Here is a 22069-nt window from a genome sequence, read left to right as displayed (position 1 = left end):
AGATACACCACTAAGTCCGTCGCAAAGCCCATTCGACTTCACGGCCGAGCGATGATGGCACCGACACCCAATTCGAGCCGACCGCGTTGTATGTCCACCTTGATCGCCTGGAGAAGCTCGCCGCCGAGGACGGCATCCCGTTCACCGGATCTCTTCCGGCGGCTCCCGGCATCCTCATGCCGGGACACCGCTTCATCTCCATCCTGCATCGATGTTTCAGACGCTCGCCCCCGTGACGCTGACCTGCAATAGCGGTTTACACCGCGGCGGCCGCAGAGTCCTCGTCGGCGGGCGAGCTCGCGTCTGGGCACCGCTTTCCGCCACGATGGTGTTGATCGAGCGGGGTGACATGCGGCCGTCGGGGCGACCTGCGGCGACATCCTCCGCCGCAGGCCGCCCCGACGCCGAAAGCCTCAGGAAGCGTTGCGGTACAGGTCCCGTCTCTCAGGCAACTGCTCGAGGCCGGCCGACTGATAGGTGGCGACGGCGCCGACGTTGGAGCTCGGCGTGCACACGACCACGCTGGACGCACCCAACTCCTGGAGTGCGCGCGCCGCGGCGACCGTGATCGCTCGGCCGTAACCGCGACCGCGGTGTGCCCGGTGCACCCCCATCGGCTCGATCAGCCCTAGCCTGCCTTCACCCGCCGACCACACCGCCACGGCCGCCACCGCCTCGCCCTGCTCATCGCGAACGACCAGGCACCGCGCGTCGACAAACGGCGCACCTGCCGCCATCGCGTGCCAGCGCTCGTCGGTGAACGTCGACCCGTCGAACGACGCCCGCAGGACCGCGGCCCACTCGTGCGCCTGTTCCGGCCCGATCACCTCGACGCGAACGCCGGGATCCGGCACAGGCGCGCCGAGGTCACGCCGAAGTAGTGTCCACGGCTCGCCGCTCTCCCAGCCGTCCTTGAACAACAGGTCCTGGACCAGCGCGCCCATCGGCGCCTCGACGTACACCTTGCCCTCGAGGAGCACACCACGCTCAGGCGCCGACACGTCCTCGACCACCTGCTGCGCCAACTCCTCGTCCCGCAACGCCTCCGGCGCGAACGCCAGCCGCAGCAGCTCCGCACCATCCAGCAGCCCGACCGCCAGGACCTCCCCAGCCCGGCTCCAGGTCCGCGTAGCCTCCGCCGTCCGCTCCGCACCGAACCGCCAGAACCACCCCACATCCCCCGGGTGCAACTGCACGGGTGCTCCGTCGTACTGCCACTCCCCCAACACCCGCGCCACATCGCCGAGCCCGTCGGCCCCCGGCCTGCCCATCTCGATCGTCATCCCTCGATCACACACCACCCCACCGGCCCTCCGCACCCGAATTTCCCCCCGGCAGTCAGTAATCGGCGTCATCGTGATCATGTACGCACCCTGCCACTGACCTTCCCGAACACGCTCGTTTGCGGCTGGTGACACGTTCGGGAGAAGACCCCCGATACACCAAGGGTGAGGACTGCGGCGCTGAGCGCGCCGTAGGCCGCGAGGAGGATCTTCACCTTGCCGAAGCCTGGATGGTTGAGATGGGCGGCCTCAGCCATGGTGTGGTTGGTGGTTCGCATGTCCCTTTCTTCTTCGTGTTGTCTGGCGTGGTTGCCGTGAACCACGGGACAGCCGACGGGTTGCCGCATTTCAGAGCACGCGGCGGACGCCGGGAAGCCGGCGGATCGGGCCGGCGAGCGTGAAACAGGCCGGGAGCACCACGACAGCCGCGATCGCGAACTTCGCCAGGGTGGGTAGATCCAGCACGCTGAGGGCGTAACCCGCCGCCGTCACCACGAACGCGTGGGTCACGTACACGGTGAGCACGTGATCGGACAGATATCGGCGCAGCGGCCCCTGGGTGTTGAGCCTGCGGCGGAAGAAGGTGAGCAGCGCGAGAACGATGCCGACCGCGAAGGTGGAGTCCCACAGCGCGTAGAACAGCGAGCTCAGGGTGCCGTAACCGTTCATCGCGTCGGTCCCGCCGGTCACCGCGAGCGGGAGGAACATCAGGGTGGCCCCGACGGCTCCGCTGGTCGGCTTCTCGGCGTAGTACCAGGCCGGGAGCCCGCTGTAGGTGCCCGCGGTGTGGTGCAGAACCACCAGCGAGATCAACAGGATCCGGAGATTGTCCACGAACCACTTCCCGGCCGGCCAGGGCGGTAGCGGGCTCCGCACGGTGCACAGTGGAAGCACCGAACGGAAAGTGAAGGAAGAACATGAGACAGCTGGGTTCGTGGCTGGCCCGCGCCGGTGTGGGGTTCGTACGGGCGTGCGCCGTGGCGGTCGTCAGCATGCTGGTCCCGGCCGTGTGGGCCGCCGCCGTGGCACTGGGGATCCGGTGGGGGGCGGGAAACCCGTGGTCGTGGGTAGCGCCGTTCGTGCTGGTGTGCGTGGGCACGCTCGCCCTGTCCCGCCCGGTCTGCCGGATCGTCCGCCTCCTCGTCGCGAGATGGACCACCACCGTCATCCCCGCCGGATACCGGCAGGCCGGGCCGGTGACGCGGATGTCCACCGGGTACTGGTGGAACGGCTTCAGCTATGAGCGCACCAGCCGCGACGCCCTCCTGGATCAGAAGTGGCGGGTCCGATGGAGCGACCCCGCCAACTGGCGCGACCTGCGGTTCACGGCGATCGCACCGCTCACCGCAGGCGTGGTCGCGTCCCTCCCGCCGGCCGGGGTGGCCGCGGCGATCCTCGGGCTCGGCCAGCCGGGGCCCGCCGCGCGCGTCGCCGGGGCGCTCGGCCTGGTCGTGGCCGTCGCCAGCGCCCCCTACGCCTGGCGGCCCATCGAGCCGGTGGCCGTCCGCTTCCTGCGCCCGTCGCCCGCGATGGCGCTGGCGGACCGGGTGAACGAGCTGACGGCCCAGCACGCGGACATGACGGTCGTGCAGGCCGCCGAGATCCGCCGGATCGAACGGGATCTGCACGACGGGGCGCAGGCCCGCCTGGTCGCGCTCGGGATGTCTTTGGCGATTGCTGAGAAGCTGATGGAAACCGACCCTGATCAGGCAATGGCGCTGCTGCGGGAGGCGCGAGTCGGCGCCGCTACGTCACTGACCGAGCTCCGCGACCTGGTCAAGGGCATTAACCCGCCGGTGCTGAACGAGCGAGGGCTCATCGATGCCGTTCGCGCTCTCGCCTTGGACAGCCCGCTCGAAACGGCTGTCAGCGCCTCTGACGTTCAGCTACGTCTGGACCCGCCGATCGAGTCCGCCCTGTACTTCGGAATCGCCGAACTCCTGACCAACGCAGTCAAGCACGCCCATGCGTCCCGGGCGCGCATCTCCATCGCCCGGGACGACACCGGCATCGTCGTTGAGGTCGAGGACAACGGCCGGGGCGGGGCCGGCGTGCGAGCCGACGGCGGGCTCGCGGGACTGCGCCGCCGCCTCGCGGTCTTCGACGGCACTCTGGAGTTCACCAGCCCGCTGGGCGGCCCGACCTGTGCGAGGATGGCGGTGCCATGCGAATCGTTGTAGCCGAAGACCTCTACCTCCTGCGCGACGGAATGATCCGTCTCCTCCAGGCGTACGGACACCAGGTGGTGGCGACCGCGACCACCGGACCCGAGACGTTGGATGCGCTGCTGAGATGGCGGCCGGATGTGTCCATCGTCGACGTACGCATGCCACCGACCCAGTCCGATGAGGGCCTGCGGGCCGCTCTTGCCGCCCGCAGCGAAATACCCGGACTGCCGGTCCTGATCCTTTCTCAGCACGTCGAACAGCTGTACGCCCGCGAGCTGTTGGCCGACGGCGCCGGCGGCATCGGCTATCTCCTCAAAGACAGCGTGTTCAACGCCGATCAGTTCGTCGACGCCCTGGAACGCGTCGCCGAAGGCGGGACCGCCATGGACCCGGCCGTCATCGCCAAATTGCTGTCCAGCGGCTCCTCGACCCGACGACTCGGACAGCTCACCGAACGCGAACACTCCGTGCTCAGTCTCATGGCCGAAGGATTGTCCAACCAGGCCATCGGCCAGCGGCTGTTTCTCAGCGAAAGCGCCATCGGCAAGTACACCACCTCCATGTTCGACAAACTCGGCATCACCAATGACGACAACAACAATCGCCGCGTCCTCGCCGTCCTCACCTACCTGAACAAGACCTGACATACTTCTCAAGCCCCAGGGCCGGGACACATCCCAGGCCAAAGACGCCATGTCCCAAGCAAGACGCGGTTCTCATATCTGAGAAATGTTCGTGAGGATTCGGGGCATGGTCGACGTCGACCATGCCCCGCGAAAAAGATCGAAGCTAGGCTTGGGCCCGCTTCTCCAGGCGGCTGCCACGCGGCAGAGTGACGGCCATGATGTTGCTGGGGATGTCCAGCTCGATGCGGTGCCATCGTCCGCGCGGGACGATGGCAGCGGTTCCGGCCATCAGCCTGATCTCTTCCTCCTCTTGTCCCGGCTGCTCCGGACGGAGGTAGAGGCGTATCTTCCCGATGAGGCAGGCCACGACCTCCTCGGCCTCGGGATGAACTTCCCAGTGGTCGGCGTGGACGTCGGCGCCGGTCTTCGCGTGGAAGGCCATCAGCTGCCAACCATCCCGCCCGGATTCCATTGTTCTTTTCTTGGCGTGAATCTTGCCGCCTTGGTGAAGGTGGACAGAGGACGCGAAGAGATCGATCGGGGTAACAGTCATGCCGAAGCAACCTTCCTGTGATGGTCCTTCACCGGGCGGACTGCGCCTGGGGCTGGGGGCGCCTGTCCCGCAGCAAAGGATCGAACGACATGCCGACTCATTCACTCGCCGCCGATGCCAGGGAAATCTCCCAGAAGTCGGCGTAGCGGCCGCCGCGGCGCAGCAGCTCTTCGTGGCTGCCTTCCTCCACGATCCGGCCACCGTCCAGAAAGACGATGCGATCGGCTCGTTGGACGGTCCGCAGCCGATGCGCCACCATCACCACCGTCCGGCCCGCCATCAGGCGCTCGATACCGTCGTGGACGGCCGCCTCGTTCACCGGGTCCAGTGCGGAGGTCACCTCGTCCAGCAGCACGATGGGCGCATTCTTCAGCAGCGCTCGCGCGATCGAGACACGCTGGCGCTCACCACCCGACAGCAGCGCGCCGCCCTCGCCGACATTCGTCGCCCATCCGCCGGGCAGGCGCTCGATCACCTCGTCCAACCGTGCCGCGGTCGCTGCCGCCCGCACCTCGGATTCGTCGGCGTCGGGACGGCCGAGACGCACGTTCTCCTCGATCGTGCCGTCGAAGAGATAGACCTCCTGGAAGACGATGGCGATCTGCTCCATCAACGCCTCAGAGCTGATCGCGCGCACGTCCACGCCTCCCACGCGCACCGCGCCCGCGTCCACGTCGTAGAACCGCGCGAGCAGCTGAAGCAAGGTGCTCTTGCCCGCACCCGACGGCCCGACGACGGCAAGCCGCTGTCCCTCCGGCACGGACAACGACACGTCGCCGATCACCGTGCGATCACCATGCCGGAAGGCGACGGAGTCGAACTCCAGGTCATGGCGTTCCGGCTGGATCGGTTCGCGGGCTTCCGGTAGCGGCTCGGTGCGCAGCACCGTTTCGAGTCTCGCCAGCTCGGAACGCGCGCCGCGCACTTTGCCGCCGATATCCGACAGCGACAGCAACGGATCGGCGCAGCGGGCGGCCAGCACCAGGATCGTCAAAACCTCTGCCGCACCGATATTTCCGCCTAGCGCGAGATAGGCGCCCAGGACCAGCAACACGGTGAACATCGCCTGCACCACGAGCGCCAAGCCCACTGCACCGGACAGCGCCGACAGCACGGTACGGCGGGACGCGCGCTGGAGTTCATGCAGCGCGCCGTCGAGCAACCGGAAGCGTTCGACGGTCCGGCCGCCGGCGCGCAGCACCGGCTGGGCCTGGAGATATTCGATGACTCGCCCGGTGGCCTCATGATCGCGTTCGGCGCGCTCCGCATCGGTGGCGGCCATCGAACGTCCCGTCCAGATCTGGATCACCGCCACGACCGGTACGGCGGCCAACGCGGCCAGCCCCATCTGCCAGTTGAAGGCAAGCATCACGACAACGATCGTCAGGGGAGTCACACAGGCGGAGATGAACGGTGCCAGCAGATGCGCGATCACGCTCATCGCCTGCAGGACGCCGCGGCTGGCCAGGACGGACACCTCCCCGACACGGCCTGTGCTGTACCAGCCGATGGGCAATCGGGCCAGATGATCGCCAAGCCGGTGATACATGCCACGCAACAGCGTGGTTCCGACGCGGAAACCGGACAGATCGCTGACATAGCGCAGCGCCGCGTAGACCGCGACCGCGGCCCCGAACGCGATCAGCCAGGGCTGCGCATCTCCGGGGGTGCTCCCGAACAGTGCCCGCAGCATGGGAACCAGCAGTGCGTAGGACAAACCCTCGGCTATCGCGGTCGTCGTCATCAGGGTCACGGTGCGACGCACCGGCTGGGCGTACTGGTGTCCCAGCACGCGCAACAGCATTCGAATCATCGGGGCTCGTCTCCTTGCAGGACACCACGGCGGGTTTCGGTCTCATTGGCGACCGCCGATCGGTGGGATTGCCAGAACGCGGCGAACTTTCCGCCTCGTGCCAGCAGCTCGGCGGGCTTGCCGCGCTCGACGATCGACCCGTTCTCCAGCATCACGACGGTGTCGGCGTCGGCGATCGTCTCCAGGCGATGGGCGATGACCAGGATCGTCCGATCGCCCTCCAGCGTCGCCAGGGCCCGGCGCACCGCCTGTTCGGTCTGCGGATCGGCGAAGGAGGTCGCCTCGTCGAGCACAAGAACGGGCGTGGCGGCGAGCAGTGCGCGTGCGAGCGATATCCGCTGCGCCTCGCCACCCGACAGCCCGGCCTCTTCGTTGATCACCGTGTCGTATCCACGCGGCAGCTCAAGAATTCGATCATGAATATTCGCCTGCCGGGCGGCGCGAACCACGTCGTCGAGGTCGGCGTGCGGTACGGCCAGCGCGATGTTGTCGGCGACCGAGGCGCGCAGCAGGCGAACGTCCTGGAAGACGAAGGAGACCATCCGGTAGAGCTCCCGGCTGCCGAGCTCGCGCAGATCGACACCGCCAAGGGTGACCGAACCGTGGGTCGGGTCGAAGAACCGCGGCAACAGCTGAACCAGCGTGGACTTCCCGCTTCCCGACGGCCCGACGATCGCGGTGACCGTCCCCGGCTTGAGTACCAGGTCGATCCCGCGCAGCACCTCATGATCGGCTTCGTAACCGAATCGAACGTCACGCAGTTCCACCCGGTGCCCCTGTGGTGCGACCGGGTGCGCGGGCTCCGGTAGCGACTGCACCGCGAGCACGTCCCGGATCCGGCCGACCGCGCGCCCGGCGGCCTGCATATCGTCGAAGCCGTGGCCGAGGGCCGCCACCGGAGCGGTCAGGCCCAGTCCGAGCAGGGGGAAGGGCAGCAGGTCGGCCGGGGGCAGGCCACCGGTCGTGATCAGAACCGCACCGCCGATCAGCACCACCAGCAGCACGAACGGTGGCGACAGCGCCACCTGCATCCCCGCGGCGATCCCGGAGAGACCGTGCACCATCCGGGAAAAGGTGCCGACGAAATCGTCTGTGGCCGTGAGGAATTTACGGTGGGCTCGCCCGGATCCGCCGAACGCCTTGACCACCGAAATGCCCTGCACGAACTCGACGACGGAACTCGCGATCCGTCCCATGGCCGCGTCGAACTTCTCCTGCTCGCGCAGCCGGGTCGGGGTCATCATCAGAGGGACCAGCGCCACTGCCAGCACCACCGGGATCAGCGTGATCAGCGTGAGCCGCCAGTCGATGGTGAACAAGTAGATCAGCGACACCAGCGGCACCACGAATGCGGAGACGAGCTCGCCGGGGGTGTGGGCGATGAACGGGTGCACGGCACTCACGTCCTCCCCCACGACCTTGGCCAGCTCGCCGGTCCGGCGGTGAGAGAACCAGCCGATCGGTACGCGCCCCAGCCGCGAGGCCAGTTGCCGACGGAACGTCAGTTGCACCTGTCCGTCGAGAATATGCCCGATTCCGGATGATGCGGCCGTGAACAGCAGCCGGACGAACAAGCCGGTTGCACCCGCGATCACGACGGCCCAGACATGACCGTGATCGATCGGGCCGGGCGACAACAGCGTACGACCCAATTCGACGACCGCCAGCAGCGGTGCCAGACCCGCGACAGCGCCGATCACCTGCAGGGTGACAACGGCGGCGAAACTCCATCCGTAAGGGCGCAGCAGCCCCGCCATGCTCTGTCCCACCGCGGGATCGGCATCCGATGATGGTGTGGACTGCTCCCTCGCCTCGGCAAGGTCAGTGGTGGTCATTGCTCTCCCGTCTTCGTCAATCTCGTCACGGCCAAGCCCGCGGTCGAGCCGATGATCGGATTCCCTGGGCCGGCCCACCGACGGTCGGCCCACGATCATCTCGTCCATGGCGGCGATGATGTGGAACGGAAACCGGCAGGCCGGACCGGTCACCCAGCGAGGGCCCCTCGGAGGAACTCGAGGATCTCCGCCCGCGCGGCCTTCGCCTGCGACACCACGCCCGGCATGCTGAGGAACGCGTGCGTCGCTCCGGGATGTTCGGTGAGCCGCGCGGACGTCCCGGCCGCTCGCAGTCGCTCGGCGTAACTGCGGCCGTGATCGGCCAGCGGGTCGATGGTCGGCACCACCACTAGCGCGGGGGGCAGCCCGCTCAGGTCGTCGGCATACAGCGGCGACATCGTACGAGGATCCGTTCCCGGCGGAACGGCGAACCGGCGGAGCAGTTGCATCTGCGGCACGGTGAGGGTCGGGCTGTGGGCGTGCCGGGTGAACGAGGCGTGGTCGGACATCGTCGAGGTCAGGTCGACAGCGGGGTTGACCAGCACCTGCGCCCGCAGGGGCAGGCCGTACTCTCTGGCCCGGATCGTGACCAGGGCGGTGATCAACGCGCCGGTGCTCTCGCCGAAGACGGCGGTTCGCGCCGGGTCGATCCCCCACTGCGCGGCGTGCTGCACCACGTGCCGGAGCACGTCCCAGTCGTCGTCGACGGCCGCCGACAGTGGAGTCTCCGCATCGAGAAGGCGGTGCTCGACCGAGACGACGACCGCGGGGAGCCGCACGGCGAGGTGGCTGTTCACCCAGTCGCTCTGTACCGCCGTGCCCACGAACCCGCCTCCGTGCACGTGGAGCACGAGCGGCAGGCCGTCGCGCCCGCCGTCGCGCCCGGGCGACGGCCGGTACACCCGGACCGGGAGCCTGCGGCCGGGCAGTTCCATCTCCCGCCACTGGATCGCGGCGCCGCGGTCCGGGAGCCCGGTGACCACCCGCCCCACACGGGATGCCCGCTTGCGGTTCTCCGCGTCGCGGTAGGCGACCAACTCCTCGGCCGTCATCGCCGACCAGTCCAGCTCCTTTCCCAGGGCGCGCAGCAACCGGATGCCCAGCGGCGGCCGCTCCGTATCGGTGACCTCGCTCATGCGTCCTCCTCAGTCCAATAGTTTCGCTACCGCAAGTATCGATACCAACAGTAGCGCAATAGGTTATCGTTTGGGCATGACCCGAGCGACCACATCCGCCAGACCACCCGGTCGCCCACGCTCCGGCGTCAACGCCGTGGTCTTCGCCGCGACGCTGAGCACGGTCCACGAGCTCGGCTACGCGCGTGCCACCGTCGACCGCATCGCCGCCGCGGCCGGCGTCGCGAAGACGACGATCTACCGTCGCTGGCCGTCGAAGGGCGCGCTGATCGTGGACTGCCTCCTTGACGCGTTCGGCCCGGTGCCGCTGGAGGGCGCCGGTCGAGCCGAGCTCCTGTCCTCGGCCATCCGCTGGATCGCGGCGAAGATCGGCGAGCCCGGAGTAGGCGACGCGTTCGCAGGCGTGTTCAGTGACGCCGTCAGCGATCCGGCCCTGCGCGAGGTCCTGTCCGCGCAGTTTCAGGATCCGTACCGGCTCGTGCTCCAGGACGCGCTCGGCGAGCCGGAGAACCGGGTCCTGTTCCTCATTGACGTCGTCGTCGGAACCTTGCTCCACCGGATGGGCATGACCGGCGAGCCGATGGTCGACGCCGACGTCGCCGCACTGGTCGAGATGGTTCTGCTGCACTTCACCGACGGTGCCGATCCGGCCTAGACCTGCCGTCGAACCGGCGATCGGCGCCGACGGCGACGAGGCGGCCCGAGCCCCGGGCGCTACGGCTCCCGGGTTTCGCCGCCGACCTGCCGGTCCGCGTCGCCGCCGTACGCACGCCGGCCGGTCATCCACCGCAGGGAAGAGGTGAGGCCGATTAAAGTTGCCACATGGCCGATGATGAAAGGGGCGGCGAGAGGCTGATGCCGGATTTCGTCGTCGGCCATGGCTACGCCTTCTACCAGGGCCCGTCGGTGGACAGCGCTCTTCACCGGCACGCCGCCTTTCAGATCGCCGTCGCCCCCGCGGGTGAGGTGGCCATGGTGGACGCGGGCGGCAGCCGTCACCAGGCGCCCGCGCTCGTTGTGCCGCCCATGGTGCGGCATCGGATGCTCGCGATGGCGGACCTTCGGGTGTTCTTCGTCGAACCGCAATGCGCGATGGCCGACCGGCTGCGCCGGCGTTACGGTCCCAGGATCACTGCCGCACCCGAACTGCGCCATCTCGACGAGAGCGACGTTCGCCACGCCGGTGCCAGGCCGGCCGGCGAACTTGATCCCCGTCTGCTCGCGGCCATGGCGGCACTGTCGGACGGATCGGTCCCGCTGACGGATGTGGCCGCAAGGGTCGGCCTGTCTCCACAACGTTTGCGCTCTTTGGCGCGCAGCCAGCTAGGCATGCCACTGGCACGCTGGCGTGCTTGGAGTCGGCTGCGCAGAGCGGTCGAGGCGTTGCGGAACGAGGAGTCGCTGGCCGGCGCGGCGATCACGAGCGGCTTTGCCGACCAGGCGCACTTGACTCGGTGGATGCGCGAGATGATGGGCCTGACACCCAAGGTGGTGAACCCGCTGCTGCACTCCTCAGGGCCGGAACGCGACGTACACCGAGATCGAACCCGTGAGTGTCGACACGACCTCGGCCTCCCTTACGTCACGAAAACCGGCCTGGGCGATCAGATGCGGCAGGATGCCCTCGGCGTTGGGCCGGGTGTCCTCGACCCCATCCGCGAGTTGCACCAGCCGGAATCCCAGCCGCATCAGACCGTTGCGTTGTAGCCCGTAGTCGGCGATGACCAGCTTTCCGCCAGGCCGCACCACCGTGTACATCGACTCGAGGATGGCCCGCTTCATATCGAGCGGACATTGGTGGAACACCAGGCTGGACACCACCGTGTCCGCGACGCCGGATCCAAGGACTTGCGGCAGCGCGTCACCCATGCCGATCTTCCACTGGACCCTGGCGCCAGAGGCCTCGGTCTTGCGTCGTGCCACCGCGATCACGTCCGGGTCCGGGTCCACGGCGATGACCTGTGCACGCGGCTCGATCCGATTCAGCAACAGCTCCGTCGAACCGGTGCCGCATCCCACGTCGACGATGACATCCTCCGGCCGCGGCGCGACGTGCATGACCATCAGAGTTCGCCACAGCCGTTCACGGGTCAACGCGACAATCGGATCGTAGAATCGCGTGGGCGCCACACGTCCCAGAGCGGGAGTGAATGTATTTTCAGCCATAGCCGTAGTCTCGGCGGCACGGCATGCCGCGTCTTGAACAAAACGCTCAGCTCGTCCTTGGCATCAGCAGTGATGATCTCGTAGTGGGAAGCCGTCTTCTCGCCCGAAATCCGGCGGCGGTGCCTGAAATGCTTCAGTGGAGCTCATGGCGTGGCGACGTGAGGAGATGGCTCGAGCCGGTGAAAGCGGTGCCGGCCTGACCGCTGCGACGTAACACCGGCCAGAGGCTCTCCGCGGGGTTGAGAACCGCCACGACCGCCGCCTGTCAGCCCGGCGACATCACGCCTTCAAGCTCGTTAACGCCACTGGCCGTTCGGTCGCCGCTCAAGCCCCGCTGGGCGGTGGTTGCCGCGCCGGTCGGCCCGGCGCTCAGGGTCGACGCGTGAGTGAAGCCGGACCAGTGGTCGCGGCTCTCCGACGCCGTGTCGATCACTTCGTCCAGGACATCGCGGGAGCGAATCAGATCGGTGATCATGCGGTTGATGCGATCGCGCTCCGCGGCGAGCTTGTCGACCAGCTCCGGGGTGGCGATCTCGTTCGGGCGACCGTCCGCATCTCTCATGCAGGGCAGCAGTTGTGCGATCTTCTTGCTGTTCAAACCCGCGGCATAGAGCGTCTGGATGCGTACGACACGGTCGACCGCCCACTCGTCGTAGTCCCGGTGGCCGCCGGGGGTGCGCTCCGCGCGTAGCAACCCTTGTGCCTCGTAGTAGCGCAGGGAACGCTCGCTCACCCCGCTGCGCCGGGCCAGCTCGCCGATCCGCATTCCTCACCTCGCACGACGACTTGAACCTGACACTGATGTTAACTTCTACCATGCCGGCATGACGAACACACCTTCTACGAAGGAAGCATCGATGAGTGACCTGACCGGCAAGGTAGCGCTGGTGACCGGCGGCAACCGCGGGATCGGCGCGGCGATATCAAAACGGCTGGCTGAGGCGGGGGCGACGGTTGCGCTGACCTACGTCCAGGCAGTGGACCAAGCGCGCGAGGTCGCCAAGCAGATCGAGGCGGATGGCGGCAGGGCCGTGGTCATCCAGGCCGACCTGGCTCATCCGAACGCCGCGGCGGAGGCAGTGGAGCAGACGGTACGGGAGCTGGGCCGCATCGACATCCTGGTGAACAACGCGGGCTTCCTCACCTACGGCCCGCTGGCAGAGGTGTCCGCTGCGGAACTGGACCGGGTGCTCGCCGTGGACGTCCGGTCGGTGTTCCTGGCCGCCCAGGCCGCCGCCCGGCACATGGGCGACGGCGGGCGGATCATCAGCATCGGGTCGTGCTTCAACGGGCGCGTTCCCGGCTCGAACTTCGTCCTGCAGGCGATGGCCAAGTCCGCGCTCATCGGGCTGACCAAGGGACTTGCCCGGGAGCTGGGGCCGCTCGGGATCACCGCCACCATCGTGGACCCGGGCCCGATCGACACCGACATGAATCCGGCAGACGGCGAGACCGCCGATTTCCAGCGCTCCCTCACCGCCCTGGGGCGATACGGCGAGGCCGAGGACATCGCCGCCGCGGTGGCCTACCTGGCGGGTCCCGGCGGCCGCTATGTCACCGGCACCGCCCTCGCCGTGGACGGCGGGTACACCATCTGACGGCGAGCCGTCCCCGTCCGCTCTCCGCCAGGCTGGCCGCGAGTGGACGGGTACTCGATCGTGCTTCCAGCCCACAGCTATTACCGCTGGTGCCCCCAGCACGACCCCGTTGGTTTTCCGGCCGTTGCTTCCGGGACCCCCGCGACGCCGCGTGCAGGTCCCCGCCCGGACCGGCGGCGAAGCGGTCGAGGTGTCGTCCAGTCGCTCGCGGCGGCACGCGGGCGCCGCTACCCCGTCGAATCGATGCCGGGCGAGGAGCCTGATACGGCGTTGAGGAGAGAGGCCGCGGCCACCGCCGCGTGATCGTCACCGCTACGCAGCCGTTCGAGGACCGTGAGCGCCTCCTCACGCCCGACGTCACGGGCGAGCAGCGCGAGCGCCATCCGGCACTGCACACCTCGATCGTGCTCTACGGCGAGCCTCGCCAGCAGTGCCGCGGCCGAGGCTTCCATCGCGGCCAGTGCACGGACGCGATGATCGTCATCCTGGAGGGCGCGGTCGAACGTCTCGGTGAACGTCCCAGGCGGCCGAAGCTCGGCGAGTGTGGCGAGAGCGACCAGCCGAACAGGCGTACGAGCCGACTCCGGCGGATCGTCATGGTCCCGATCGTCGAACTCGCCAGGATCCTGGACGAGCGGCGCGACGGCCGCCACGTCGACGGAGTCTCCGTTGCCCGCGAGCCATCGCAGGGCCTCAGCCCGCATACCGGGATCGGCCGCCGACAGGTCCGCGAGCCTTTCTGCCTTCACGGCTCCATGATCGATGCCCCCGCCTCTCAAGTGAACGGCTCGGCTCGCACGTACTTCCCGCTGCCGAACGGGCAGACCTGCACTCGTGCGGCCAGTGCCGGCCCCAACCCGGTGGAGCGCATCTGGGCCGCCTCCGGGCGATTGGCCTGCCTGCTCACGATGAACTGGCGGCATGGATCACGAACTCCCCAGACCGACGGTGAAGATGAACACCCCGTACGGCGCGTGCTCGGCCGAAACCGCCGGCGGGGAACGGCTTCGCGCGTATCGGCGGCATGAGTGTGAGTTGCCTCGCGCGATGATGAGCGTGCGAGGATACGGCCGGAAGCGAAGGAGAAGAGCCACGGAAGCCTTGCCTGCGACTCTTGCCGCGTAATCGAGCAAAGGCAGGTTCTCCATGCGAAACAAGATCACGAGCATGCTGGTCCCAGCGACCATCCTGGCGATGGCTGCAACACTCGGCACCAGCGCGCCCGCGAGTGCGAGTGCGGATGTGGTGAAGCACAAGGCCGCCCACATCAAGAGTGTTCACAGGACCTTGGCGAAGTGCGAGGCAGCGGGCTACAGGTACTCCGGGGACCATGAATACTGGGACTGCGAATGGGACAGTCCGTTCTGGGCGCTCTGGGTCCTGAAGTGACCCACCGGGCCGCACTTACCTGTAGGTGGTCACGTCGTCCACGCCTGCCGTAGACGATCGCGGCGCAGCCGTTGACCTGGCTGTCCAGCCTGAGCCGCCCGCCGGCGGCTCAGGCTGGACAGGACCCGTCACAGGATCTGGAAGCCGGCCGCTTCCAGGCTCGGGCCGGCGGCCATCGGCCGACTGGGCGAGCAGAAAAGTGCGCCGCCACCGCGGGCACAGCGGCTGCGGTACTTCTTTCCGGCTCAGCCCCGACCAGGCACGTCAGCGCCTTGTCGCGCAAGCGGGGCTGGCGCTGCGAGTGGTGGCTGGATCCGGTCTGGATCCCGGCACGACTCCGACAGTCAGTACGGGAACGGTATGCCGGGGGACACGCGCTGACCGCCTCCATCGCCAGTTGCCCTGACCACTCCCCCGAGCTGGACGGAGTCCGGCACCCATTTCCCCCGCCTTCTATCCGGCTTCTCCCGGCCGCTCAGCGGCGCGATCATCACTCGGTAGCATCACAGCGGGAGAACCGGGGCGTGAAGGGGGCACATGGAGTCGGAGGCGCGGTTCGCGCTTCTCGAGCCGGTGTCGGTCGACGGGCCTGACGGGCCGATCGCGCTGGGCTCACCGAAGCAGCGGACCGTGCTGGCCGCCCTGCTGCTCAATGCGAACCGCACGGTGTCGGACGACCGGCTCGTCGCCCTGGTCTGGGGCGAGCGGGCGCCGCGCACGGCTGTCGCGCGCTTGCAGGTGTACATCCACGAGCTGCGAACTCTGGTCGGCAAGGAGCGCATCAGCCGTGTCGGTGCCGGCTACCGCATCCACGCCGGCGCGGACGAGCTCGACCTGCATCTGTTCGAGCGGTACAGAACCGCCGCGCGCACCGACGCCGAGGAGGGGCGCCACACCGACGCCGTGGCGCGGTTGCGCGCCGTGGCAGGGCTGTGGCGCGGGCCCGCGCTGGCAGGGACCAGCGTCGAGCTGATCCACCAGGAACGCCCGGGTCTTGAGGACAGGCGGCTCTGCGCCCTGGAGGATTTGTACGACTCGGAGCTGGCGTCCGGGCGGCACGCCGAGATCGTCGGCGAACTTCACACGGCGGTGGCCGAACACCCACTGCGCGAGCGGCTGCTGGGGCAGCTCATGCTGGCTCTGCACCGGTGCGAGCGCCGTGCCGAAGCGCTGGCCGTGTACCGAGACGCGAGACGGCTGCTGGTCGACGAACTGGGCATCGAGCCCGGCCGCCCCCTGCGCCAGTTGCACCAGCGGCTCTTGCAGGACGACGAACCGGACTCCCCGGGGCAGGGCATGCAGGCGGTGACTCTTTCCGCGCAGCCGACGCCTCCTTCGCCGCGACGAGGACCGCTGGCGTTCTTCGTCGCGCGACCGGCCGAGCTGCCCAGGGACGTGCCCGGGTTCGCCGCCCGCGACGCGGAGCTGGCGTGGCTGAACGAGTGCCTGGGCGGCGGTGACGGCGTGTGCGTGCTCAGCGGTACGGCAGGCATGGGCAAGACGGCCCTCGCGTTGCGCTGGGCGCACCAGGCCAAGGGCCGCTTCCCCGACGGCCAGCTCTACATCGACCTTCGCGGCTACGATCCGGACCATGAGCCGCTGACCACGACAGCGGCGCTGACTCGGCTGCTGATCTCGCTCGGCGTCGATCCTGAACGGGTGCCGGGCGGGTTCGAGATCCAGCTCGGCCTCTACCGCTCGCTGCTGGCGGGGCGCTCGTTCCTGCTGGTTCTGGACAATGCTCGCTCAGCTGCCCAGATCGAGCAGCTCCTGCCCCCGACCGGCGTAGCGCTCGTGACCAGCAGGCACCGGCTGGGCGAACTGGTGGCGTACGCGGGTGCCAGGCAGCACTCGCTCGGCCCGCTCTCCGACGAGGACGGCCGGGCACTGCTGGACGGCGTGCTCGGACCGGCGGACGGCCCGGCCGAGTCGGATGCGCGCGGCGAGTTGGTGCGCGCGTGCGGCGGGCTGCCGCTCGCGCTGCGCATCGCCGCCGCGAACGCCGCCGCCCGGCCCGAGGACGGCACCGCGGCGGTCGCGGCGGAGCTGGCCGCCGGCAACCCGCTGGCGGGACTCATCGTGGACGGTGCCGAGCACAACACCGTCACCATCGCCTTCTCCGCCTCCTACCGCGTGCTCGCCCCAGTCGAGCAGCGGGTCTTCCGCCTGCTCGGGCTCGTGCCCGGCCCCGACGTCACCGTGGCGGCCGCAGCGGCGGCCACCGGCCTCCCTCAGGACGCGGCGCGCGCCTCGCTTAAGGCATTGGCCGCGGCACACCTGCTCGAACACCACATCACCGATCGGTACCGCTTCCACGACCTGGTCCGGCTCTACGCCGTGGCGGAAGCCGGGCGCGACCCCGAGCGTGAGCCGGCGTGGCATCGCCTGTTCGACCACTACCTGGAACTGGGCGCCGCCATCGCCACCCAGTGCGCGCCAGGCGAGTTCCTGCTCCCCGGCCTGCAGCCGCATACGGACGCCCGTGAGCAGCCGTCCCCCGAGGCCGCCGACGTCATCAATCTGATGGCCGCGCTGATGCGCGCAATCGAGCGTGATCTCGGCCCGGAGGTCTGGCGCCTGGCCGACATGGTTCGCGCCATCTGTGCCCGCACCGGCCGCATCGGTGAGTGGGTGGAGATCGCGCCGGCCCTGCTGAAGGCCGCCTCCGCCCACGATGTGCCGGCCGTAACCGCCATGCTGCACACCGGCATGGGCGATGGTCTCTTTCGCACCGGCCACCGCGAGGAGGCCGTTGGGCACCTGGAACAGGCCGTCCGCATCGCCCGCGAGAGCGGCGGGCGGGAGGGCGAGGCGGCGGCCAGGATGGGGTTGAGCTTCGCGCGCGCGTGGACGGGCGACCTCGCCGAGGCGATGGCCGACAACGTCCGGGCCGCGCAGCTCTTCGGCGAGCTCGGCTCGGTGCCCGGCCGCATCCGGGCACTCAACGCGCTCGGCAACCAGTACCACCACCTGGGCCGGCTCGACCTGGCCGAGGAATATTGCAGGCAGGCGCTCGCGTTGAGCCGGCGCCACAAGCTGCCCTACGCCGAGGGAGCCGATCTGCGGCAGTTGGGTGCCGTGCTCCTCGACCAGGGCCGGTACGGCGAAGCGGAGACCTGCCTTCGGCAGTCGGTCGCCCTGATCACCTCGATAGGCGGCCACGGCGCGGCCACGACGCAGATCTGGATCAGCCGGCTGCACTGGGAGAACGGCCAGTGGGCGCAGTCGCGGGACGAGGCGCTGCGTGCGCTCCACGTGTGCCGCAGCCAGGGTGACCGGCTGGTGGAGGCGGCGGCGCTGGTCGCGCTGGCCGATGCAGGAATCCACCTCGGCCTGACGGCAGAGGCCGCGAACAGCCTGAACCTGGCCGACGACCTCATCAGCGCAGGCGGCCTGAGCTGGCATCTGGCCTACGCGCTGCTCGCCCGCGCCCGGCTGCTCGACGCCCAGGGCGACCACGAGGGTGCCGTCCGCCACGCGCTACGGGGACACGCCGTGGCGTCCGAGAACACGTACCGGCTGCCTGAGCTGGCCGCGCTGACGGAGCTGGCCAGACTGGACCGGCGACGTGGCGACCGCAAGGCGGCGGCGCACAAGGCCGACCAGGCCTTGCGACTGTGCAGGCAGATCGGACACGCACCGTGTGAGGAGAAGCTCGCGCCGTTGCTGGAAGACGCGGTGTAAGGACCGCGCTCGGATGCGACGCCGGACAAGTCGCCGCCACGAGCAGCGGCGGCAGGACGAGGTACGCCGGCTCCCAGAGCGCACCAGGGTCATGACTGATTCGGACGATGGGGCGATAGCCGTACAGTCATGACCATGACCATAGAATTTCACCCGGTGGGAACCGTGATCGGTGGACGCGCCGAGGCGTTTGACGACGATTGGAATACCGAGACGGCGGTGATCCGCCTGGACGGTGCTCGCTTCGGGCCGGAGGCCCTGGCCGGACTCGACACGTTCTCACACCTGGAGGTGATCTTCCAGTTCCACCTCGTGCATCCGGATTCCGTGCAGACGGCCGCTCGTCGCCCCCGAGGCAATCCGGACTGGCCGCTGGTGGGCATCTTCGCGCAGCGGGGCAAGAACCGCCCTAACCGGCTGGGGGTCTCCCGCTGCCGCCTTCTCGGCGTGGACGGCCTCGACGTGCGCGTGCGCGGCCTCGACGCCATTGACGGCACTCCGGTTCTCGACATCAAGCCCTACATGGTCGAATTCGGTCCGCAGGGTGAAATCGTGCAGCCTGCCTGGGCGACCGAGTTGATGCGCACCTACTACTGAGGAGTGGCATGTCGTACGGCCGCCAGGCGGAGCAGGCACGGATCGACGAGTTGCTCGGCGGCCTGGCCGGTGCCCTGGTGGTGCGCGGCGAGGCGGGCATCGGCAAGTCCACCCTGCTGGAGTACGCCGCCGCGCGGGCATCGGGCTGGTGCGAGCAGCCAGGAGGACACTGCAGACGGCTTCGGTGACATCGGTGAGGTTCTGTTTCCCGATAACCGGGAGGCGAGAACCCGGGCGAACTCGACCGTCAGCATCCGGGCGGTCACGGCGGGTGCCCTTCGCGCCGGCTTCGTCAACGTCGCTTCGGCGGTCTACGGTAGGTGACGACCTTGTCGCCCGGTCCGGGGTACGCCATGATCAACAGCCGCTGGGTGCCGTCCTCCTCGCCCTTCCAGGGAAACCAGGCCAGGTGCAGGCGGATGCGGTAGTGCCCCTTGCGGCCGTTGAGCGACAGGTCCGGCAGTTCGGTGCCGCTCAGGCCGTCCGTGAAGCTCATCTCGCCGCTCTGGTTGGCGTAGCCGACCTCGACGACGTTGTCCCAGCCTTTGGTCTCGATCGGTGGGCGGCGCGTGTAGGTCTCCAGAGTGACGCAGACGTGGAAGTCGGAATCCGTGCTCACCGTCACGTAGCCGGGCGCGGCGGTAACCGGGCCGGAGGTCGCGCTCTTGCCCTCGCCGGGGAATTCGTCGTACAGCTCCAAGCCCGCCTCGGGCCACTGCGGTTCCTTGAGGCGGATCGCCTTGGCGGGCTTGATGAGGGGGCGGTGACGCGGGGTGGCGTCGCATTTGCGCTGCTCCTCGGCCATGAACTCGTTGAATTCGCGATTCTCGGCGGCCGCTTCCGCCGCGATCTCCGCTTTCGCGGCCGGGCAGATCCCGCTGAGCACCCTACTCAGGCTGCGGATGTTCACCCCTTCGACCTCCTGCAGGCGGGCCAGCTCGCGCGGATCGTTGCGGGTGTAGGCGGCGCACAGGCGATGGCCGTGGTCGAGCAGTACCTGGTCGGGGGCGGTGGCGGCGAACGGGAACGTGTGCTGCCGGCGTACGGCGCAGATGAAGGCACGCGGGTCGGTCGGTGGCGAGGGCTCCGCGAGCTCGCCGTTCGTCTCCCGGGCTTCGAAAGATGAGCAGTCCTCGGCCGTGGTGACCCGACCGCGTGACTGGTCGGCCGCCGGCAGGAAGCACAGGGCCATGGAGGCGGCCAGCGCCGCCACGAGTACGTGGTGGCGCGATCGGGCGGTAGATGGGAAACGGTAGAGCAGGAACAGGACGAGGGCGGAGGCGGCGAGCGCGGCGCTGTACCACAGCGGGGAGATCCCGAAGAGGATTTCGCCCTTGTCGTTCGGGTCGAACAGTCCGTCCGGGTACAGGGCCAGCCGCTGCTCGGTCATCTCGGGGGTGAGCTGCCAGTCCGCTTCGGACTTCGTCGTGAGGGCGGTGACGATTCCTGCCGCCGCGGCGAGGGTCAGGGTCAGCATCGTGACACGCAGCAGCCGCCTGGTTCTGCGCATGACCGCGATCAGGATCAGTACGGCCGGGGCGCCGGCCCCGATGAGCATGTCCAGGGCGACCCAGAGCACGGTCGCCGGGTAGCTCACGTGCCCGTGGAAGAGGTCGTCGACCGCGCCGCGGGGGCCGATCCACGAGGGCATGCCGTCCGCGAGGTTGACGGCCGCTGGGATCAGCGGGAGCACCACGGCCACGGCGGCGAGGGACCACGCTCGCGCGGGTGCGACCTGGACCGCAGGCGCCGCAGACGGTACGGGTGTCAGGACGCCCAGGTCGTGGGCGGAGCGGGCCTGCCACACCGTTCCGAGTACACCCATGATGCCCAGGACCATGACGAGCAGAAGGTTGTAGTCAACGCCCCAACCGCCGAACGAGATGAACGAACCGCTTCCCGACGACAGCAGCGACAGCAGCGCCGAGGCCGCGCCCATCCGCACAGTGCCCCGGGTCCAGCGCGCGTGCCTGTCCTGGCCGACCAGGACAGGCACCAGCCACAGCAGGTAGACGGCGTTTCCGAGCTGGTACGGAGAGACGAACTGCAGGACGGAGTACTGGCCGAGGCCGTAGGCGAAGGTGGAGGCCATGCTCATGGCGGCGTTCGCCAGCCCTGCCACGAGCCCGAGCAGCCGCAGCCATCGAGGCAGGACGTCGGCCAGGACCACGAAGAACAGCCCGACGAAGGCGATCTGGAGCAGGTCGAAGGGTAGGCCGAGCCACCACTGGTATGGAAGGGGAAGCCGGTACAGCAGCGTGCAGGTGACGCTGAGGTACAGGGCCGCTCGTAGTAGCCGGACCGGCCTGTCGTTGACCGCCGCCGCGCCGGTCGGCCGCCCGCGCAGTATCTGCCAGTAGGCCCAGCCCTGCAGGACGCCGCCCGCGACCATGAGGAGTTCCACCCACCAGGCGTAGGGCACCAAGTCGGTGTCCCATCCTCCGGTGACGATCTCGCGCAGCAGCGCGGGGTCGCCGGTGGCCAGCGCGCGGACGCCGGAGACGATGACCACGGCCACATAAATGGCGGCGAACAGCGTGGCGATTCTGCCGAAACGGTAACGGCGCATGGGAATACCCTCGGGCACGAGCGGACAGGATCTGAAGATCCAAACAAAGGCGCCCGATCTTAGCGAGCCACTACTGAAACGATCAAATCACGCTGAAGTCGGCGTGACTGGGGCCACTCCCCTATGGGCCTGCTCAAGGAGCGGATTGCGAGGACACCGCCGGTCCACTGCCGTGGCAGGCTGTGCGTTGTGACAACGAGGCACTGTTGATGCGATCGCATCAACATGGTGTGCGGCAATGATGCAAACCCCGATCACCGCTCCCCGATAATATGCTTTCTGTCTGATATAGGGCTTGATGTGATTATCCGGCTTAAGCCCCCATAAGGGCGGGGACCGTCTTTGCCACGTGGAGCCGGCTCGCTCGTAGACGACGACCATCCGAGATAGAGGCTCGCCTGAAGAGGCTCGTTCAAGGTAGGCGAATTCGACACGGTGCACCGCCGGGCTGATGGCGGGCCCATAGGTGTCCATCGCCTTGGCCGCCATGTCGGTCACGTTCGCGGTCTTTGGTATGACCTCGATGATCACGACGGCCTTTAGTGCTTCCGTATATGGGGCTGGGCTTCCCCTCGTAACGTAGAGACATCGCCTTAAAGGGGGACGGCGATGGCAGAGACGCGACGGAAGTTCGATCAGGACTTCAAGGACG

At 68.5% G+C, this 22069-nt stretch carries 19 protein-coding genes and 1 pseudogene; 8 read left to right on the top strand and 12 right to left on the bottom strand.

The features are described from left to right. Nucleotides 1-413: 413 nt before the first annotated feature. From ACFY2X_RS39655 to ACFY2X_RS39645, 3 genes are all read right to left on the bottom strand, one after another. Nucleotides 414-1283 (bottom strand): GNAT family N-acetyltransferase, encoded by an 870-nt coding sequence (locus tag ACFY2X_RS39655; RefSeq protein ID WP_389948277.1) that lies wholly within the window; start codon nt 1281-1283, stop codon nt 414-416. A gap of 77 nt (nt 1284-1360) precedes the next feature. After that, nucleotides 1361-1561, bottom strand: coding sequence for a hypothetical protein (locus ACFY2X_RS39650; protein ID WP_389948275.1), 201 nt, complete (start codon nt 1559-1561; stop codon nt 1361-1363). A 70-nt stretch (nt 1562-1631) separates the two neighbouring features. Next, a complete protein-coding gene (locus ACFY2X_RS39645; RefSeq protein ID WP_389948273.1) occupies nt 1632-2159 on the bottom strand; it encodes a hypothetical protein in 528 nt (175 codons plus the stop codon). Between the two features lie 41 nt (nt 2160-2200). Here ACFY2X_RS39645 and ACFY2X_RS39640 point away from each other — a divergent pair, with 41 nt between their 5' ends. Further along, nucleotides 2201-3463 (top strand): sensor histidine kinase, encoded by a 1263-nt coding sequence (locus tag ACFY2X_RS39640; RefSeq protein WP_389948271.1) that lies wholly within the window; start codon nt 2201-2203, stop codon nt 3461-3463. Further along, a complete protein-coding gene (locus ACFY2X_RS39635) occupies nt 3448-4095 on the top strand; it encodes a LuxR C-terminal-related transcriptional regulator (protein ID WP_389948269.1) in 648 nt (215 codons plus the stop codon). Before ACFY2X_RS39640 ends, ACFY2X_RS39635 begins: the two co-directional genes overlap by 16 nt. A 145-nt stretch (nt 4096-4240) precedes the next feature. On the opposite strand, the gene ACFY2X_RS39630 is transcribed toward ACFY2X_RS39635, so the two are convergent. From ACFY2X_RS39630 to ACFY2X_RS39615, 4 genes are all read right to left on the bottom strand, one after another. Beyond that, nucleotides 4241-4549: a cupin gene (locus ACFY2X_RS39630; RefSeq protein ID WP_389948267.1), complete on the bottom strand. Its 309-nt coding sequence runs from the start codon at nt 4547-4549 to the stop codon at nt 4241-4243. A 178-nt stretch (nt 4550-4727) separates the two neighbouring features. Further along, nucleotides 4728-6443 (bottom strand): ABC transporter ATP-binding protein, encoded by a 1716-nt coding sequence (locus ACFY2X_RS39625; RefSeq protein ID WP_389948265.1) that lies wholly within the window; start codon nt 6441-6443, stop codon nt 4728-4730. Continuing rightward, the gene (locus ACFY2X_RS39620) at nt 6440-8278 is read right to left on the bottom strand and encodes an ABC transporter ATP-binding protein (protein ID WP_389948263.1); all 1839 of its coding nucleotides are present in this window, start codon (nt 8276-8278) and stop codon (nt 6440-6442) included. The genes ACFY2X_RS39625 and ACFY2X_RS39620 overlap by 4 nt, the downstream gene beginning before the upstream one ends. Before the next feature lie 149 nt (nt 8279-8427). Beyond that, nucleotides 8428-9414, bottom strand: a complete 987-nt coding sequence (locus ACFY2X_RS39615; protein ID WP_389948261.1) for an alpha/beta hydrolase — start codon at nt 9412-9414, stop codon at nt 8428-8430. Nucleotides 9415-9490: 76 nt separating this feature from the next. Between ACFY2X_RS39615 and ACFY2X_RS39610 the strand changes: the two genes are divergently transcribed. Next, a complete protein-coding gene (locus ACFY2X_RS39610) occupies nt 9491-10069 on the top strand; it encodes a TetR/AcrR family transcriptional regulator (protein ID WP_389948259.1) in 579 nt (192 codons plus the stop codon). 59 nt (nt 10070-10128) lie between these two features. Here the strand turns inward: ACFY2X_RS39610 and ACFY2X_RS39605 are convergent, their stop codons facing one another. Next, on the bottom strand, nt 10129-10593 hold the full coding sequence (locus tag ACFY2X_RS39605; protein WP_389948462.1) for a hypothetical protein: 465 nt from the start codon (nt 10591-10593) through the stop codon (nt 10129-10131). Between ACFY2X_RS39605 and ACFY2X_RS39600 the strand changes: the two are divergent. Beyond that, nucleotides 10507-10893, top strand: a pseudogene (locus tag ACFY2X_RS39600) (helix-turn-helix domain-containing protein); the annotation flags it as partial. The gene ACFY2X_RS39605 and the pseudogene ACFY2X_RS39600 overlap by 87 nt on opposite strands. A gap of 33 nt (nt 10894-10926) precedes the next feature. On the opposite strand, the gene ACFY2X_RS39595 reads toward ACFY2X_RS39600, so the two are convergent. Together ACFY2X_RS39595 and ACFY2X_RS39590 are read right to left on the bottom strand one after the other, a co-directional pair. Beyond that, nucleotides 10927-11580, bottom strand: coding sequence for a class I SAM-dependent methyltransferase (locus ACFY2X_RS39595; RefSeq protein ID WP_389948257.1), 654 nt, complete (start codon nt 11578-11580; stop codon nt 10927-10929). Between the two features lie 265 nt (nt 11581-11845). Continuing rightward, a complete protein-coding gene (locus ACFY2X_RS39590; protein ID WP_389948255.1) occupies nt 11846-12346 on the bottom strand; it encodes a MerR family transcriptional regulator in 501 nt (166 codons plus the stop codon). A 91-nt stretch (nt 12347-12437) separates the two neighbouring features. Between ACFY2X_RS39590 and ACFY2X_RS39585 the strand changes: the two genes are divergently transcribed. Beyond that, nucleotides 12438-13178 (top strand): SDR family NAD(P)-dependent oxidoreductase, encoded by a 741-nt coding sequence (locus tag ACFY2X_RS39585; RefSeq protein WP_389948253.1) that lies wholly within the window; start codon nt 12438-12440, stop codon nt 13176-13178. A 227-nt stretch (nt 13179-13405) separates the two neighbouring features. On the opposite strand, the gene ACFY2X_RS39580 is transcribed toward ACFY2X_RS39585, so the two are convergent. Continuing rightward, nucleotides 13406-13927 (bottom strand): hypothetical protein, encoded by a 522-nt coding sequence (locus tag ACFY2X_RS39580; protein WP_389948251.1) that lies wholly within the window; start codon nt 13925-13927, stop codon nt 13406-13408. 1177 nt (nt 13928-15104) lie between these two features. Here ACFY2X_RS39580 and ACFY2X_RS39575 point away from each other — a divergent pair. The 3 genes from ACFY2X_RS39575 (at nt 15105) to ACFY2X_RS39565 (ending at nt 19036) form a co-directional block, all read left to right on the top strand. Further along, entirely contained in the window at nt 15105-18251 is a 3147-nt protein-coding gene (locus ACFY2X_RS39575) for a BTAD domain-containing putative transcriptional regulator (RefSeq protein ID WP_389948249.1), read from the top strand. A gap of 135 nt (nt 18252-18386) precedes the next feature. Continuing rightward, a complete protein-coding gene (locus tag ACFY2X_RS39570; RefSeq protein WP_389948247.1) occupies nt 18387-18848 on the top strand; it encodes an SAM-dependent methyltransferase in 462 nt (153 codons plus the stop codon). 8 nt (nt 18849-18856) lie between these two features. After that, the gene (locus ACFY2X_RS39565) at nt 18857-19036 is read left to right on the top strand and encodes an AAA family ATPase (RefSeq protein ID WP_389948245.1); all 180 of its coding nucleotides are present in this window, start codon (nt 18857-18859) and stop codon (nt 19034-19036) included. A gap of 104 nt (nt 19037-19140) precedes the next feature. Here ACFY2X_RS39565 and ACFY2X_RS39560 read toward each other — a convergent pair whose 3' ends face one another. Beyond that, nucleotides 19141-21417, bottom strand: coding sequence for a hypothetical protein (locus ACFY2X_RS39560; protein ID WP_389948243.1), 2277 nt, complete (start codon nt 21415-21417; stop codon nt 19141-19143). Nucleotides 21418-22069 lie beyond the last annotated feature (652 nt).

The organism is Streptosporangium sp. NPDC000396, assembly GCF_042898655.1.
Lineage (GTDB): Bacteria > Actinomycetota > Actinomycetes > Streptosporangiales > Streptosporangiaceae > Streptosporangium.
Note: the sequence above shows the minus strand (reverse complement) of the source record. Positions and strands in the feature narration are given on the sequence as shown.

Coding starts and splice junctions, on each gene's coding strand:
- ACFY2X_RS39655 (WP_389948277.1), bottom strand. CDS start 1,283: ATGACGATCGAGATGGGCAGGCCGGGGGCCGACGGGCTCGGCGATGTG.
- ACFY2X_RS39650 (WP_389948275.1), bottom strand. CDS start 1,561: ATGCGAACCACCAACCACACCATGGCTGAGGCCGCCCATCTCAACCAT.
- ACFY2X_RS39640 (WP_389948271.1), top strand. CDS start 2,201: ATGAGACAGCTGGGTTCGTGGCTGGCCCGCGCCGGTGTGGGGTTCGTA.
- ACFY2X_RS39635 (WP_389948269.1), top strand. CDS start 3,448: ATGCGAATCGTTGTAGCCGAAGACCTCTACCTCCTGCGCGACGGAATG.
- ACFY2X_RS39630 (WP_389948267.1), bottom strand. CDS start 4,549: ATGGAATCCGGGCGGGATGGTTGGCAGCTGATGGCCTTCCACGCGAAG.
- ACFY2X_RS39625 (WP_389948265.1), bottom strand. CDS start 6,443: ATGATTCGAATGCTGTTGCGCGTGCTGGGACACCAGTACGCCCAGCCG.
- ACFY2X_RS39620 (WP_389948263.1), bottom strand. CDS start 8,278: ATGACCACCACTGACCTTGCCGAGGCGAGGGAGCAGTCCACACCATCA.
- ACFY2X_RS39615 (WP_389948261.1), bottom strand. CDS start 9,414: ATGAGCGAGGTCACCGATACGGAGCGGCCGCCGCTGGGCATCCGGTTG.
- ACFY2X_RS39610 (WP_389948259.1), top strand. CDS start 9,491: ATGACCCGAGCGACCACATCCGCCAGACCACCCGGTCGCCCACGCTCC.
- ACFY2X_RS39595 (WP_389948257.1), bottom strand. CDS start 11,580: ATGGCTGAAAATACATTCACTCCCGCTCTGGGACGTGTGGCGCCCACG.
- ACFY2X_RS39590 (WP_389948255.1), bottom strand. CDS start 12,346: ATGCGGATCGGCGAGCTGGCCCGGCGCAGCGGGGTGAGCGAGCGTTCC.
- ACFY2X_RS39585 (WP_389948253.1), top strand. CDS start 12,438: ATGAGTGACCTGACCGGCAAGGTAGCGCTGGTGACCGGCGGCAACCGC.
- ACFY2X_RS39575 (WP_389948249.1), top strand. CDS start 15,105: ATGGAGTCGGAGGCGCGGTTCGCGCTTCTCGAGCCGGTGTCGGTCGAC.
- ACFY2X_RS39570 (WP_389948247.1), top strand. CDS start 18,387: ATGACCATAGAATTTCACCCGGTGGGAACCGTGATCGGTGGACGCGCC.
- ACFY2X_RS39565 (WP_389948245.1), top strand. CDS start 18,857: ATGTCGTACGGCCGCCAGGCGGAGCAGGCACGGATCGACGAGTTGCTC.
- ACFY2X_RS39560 (WP_389948243.1), bottom strand. CDS start 21,417: ATGCGCCGTTACCGTTTCGGCAGAATCGCCACGCTGTTCGCCGCCATT.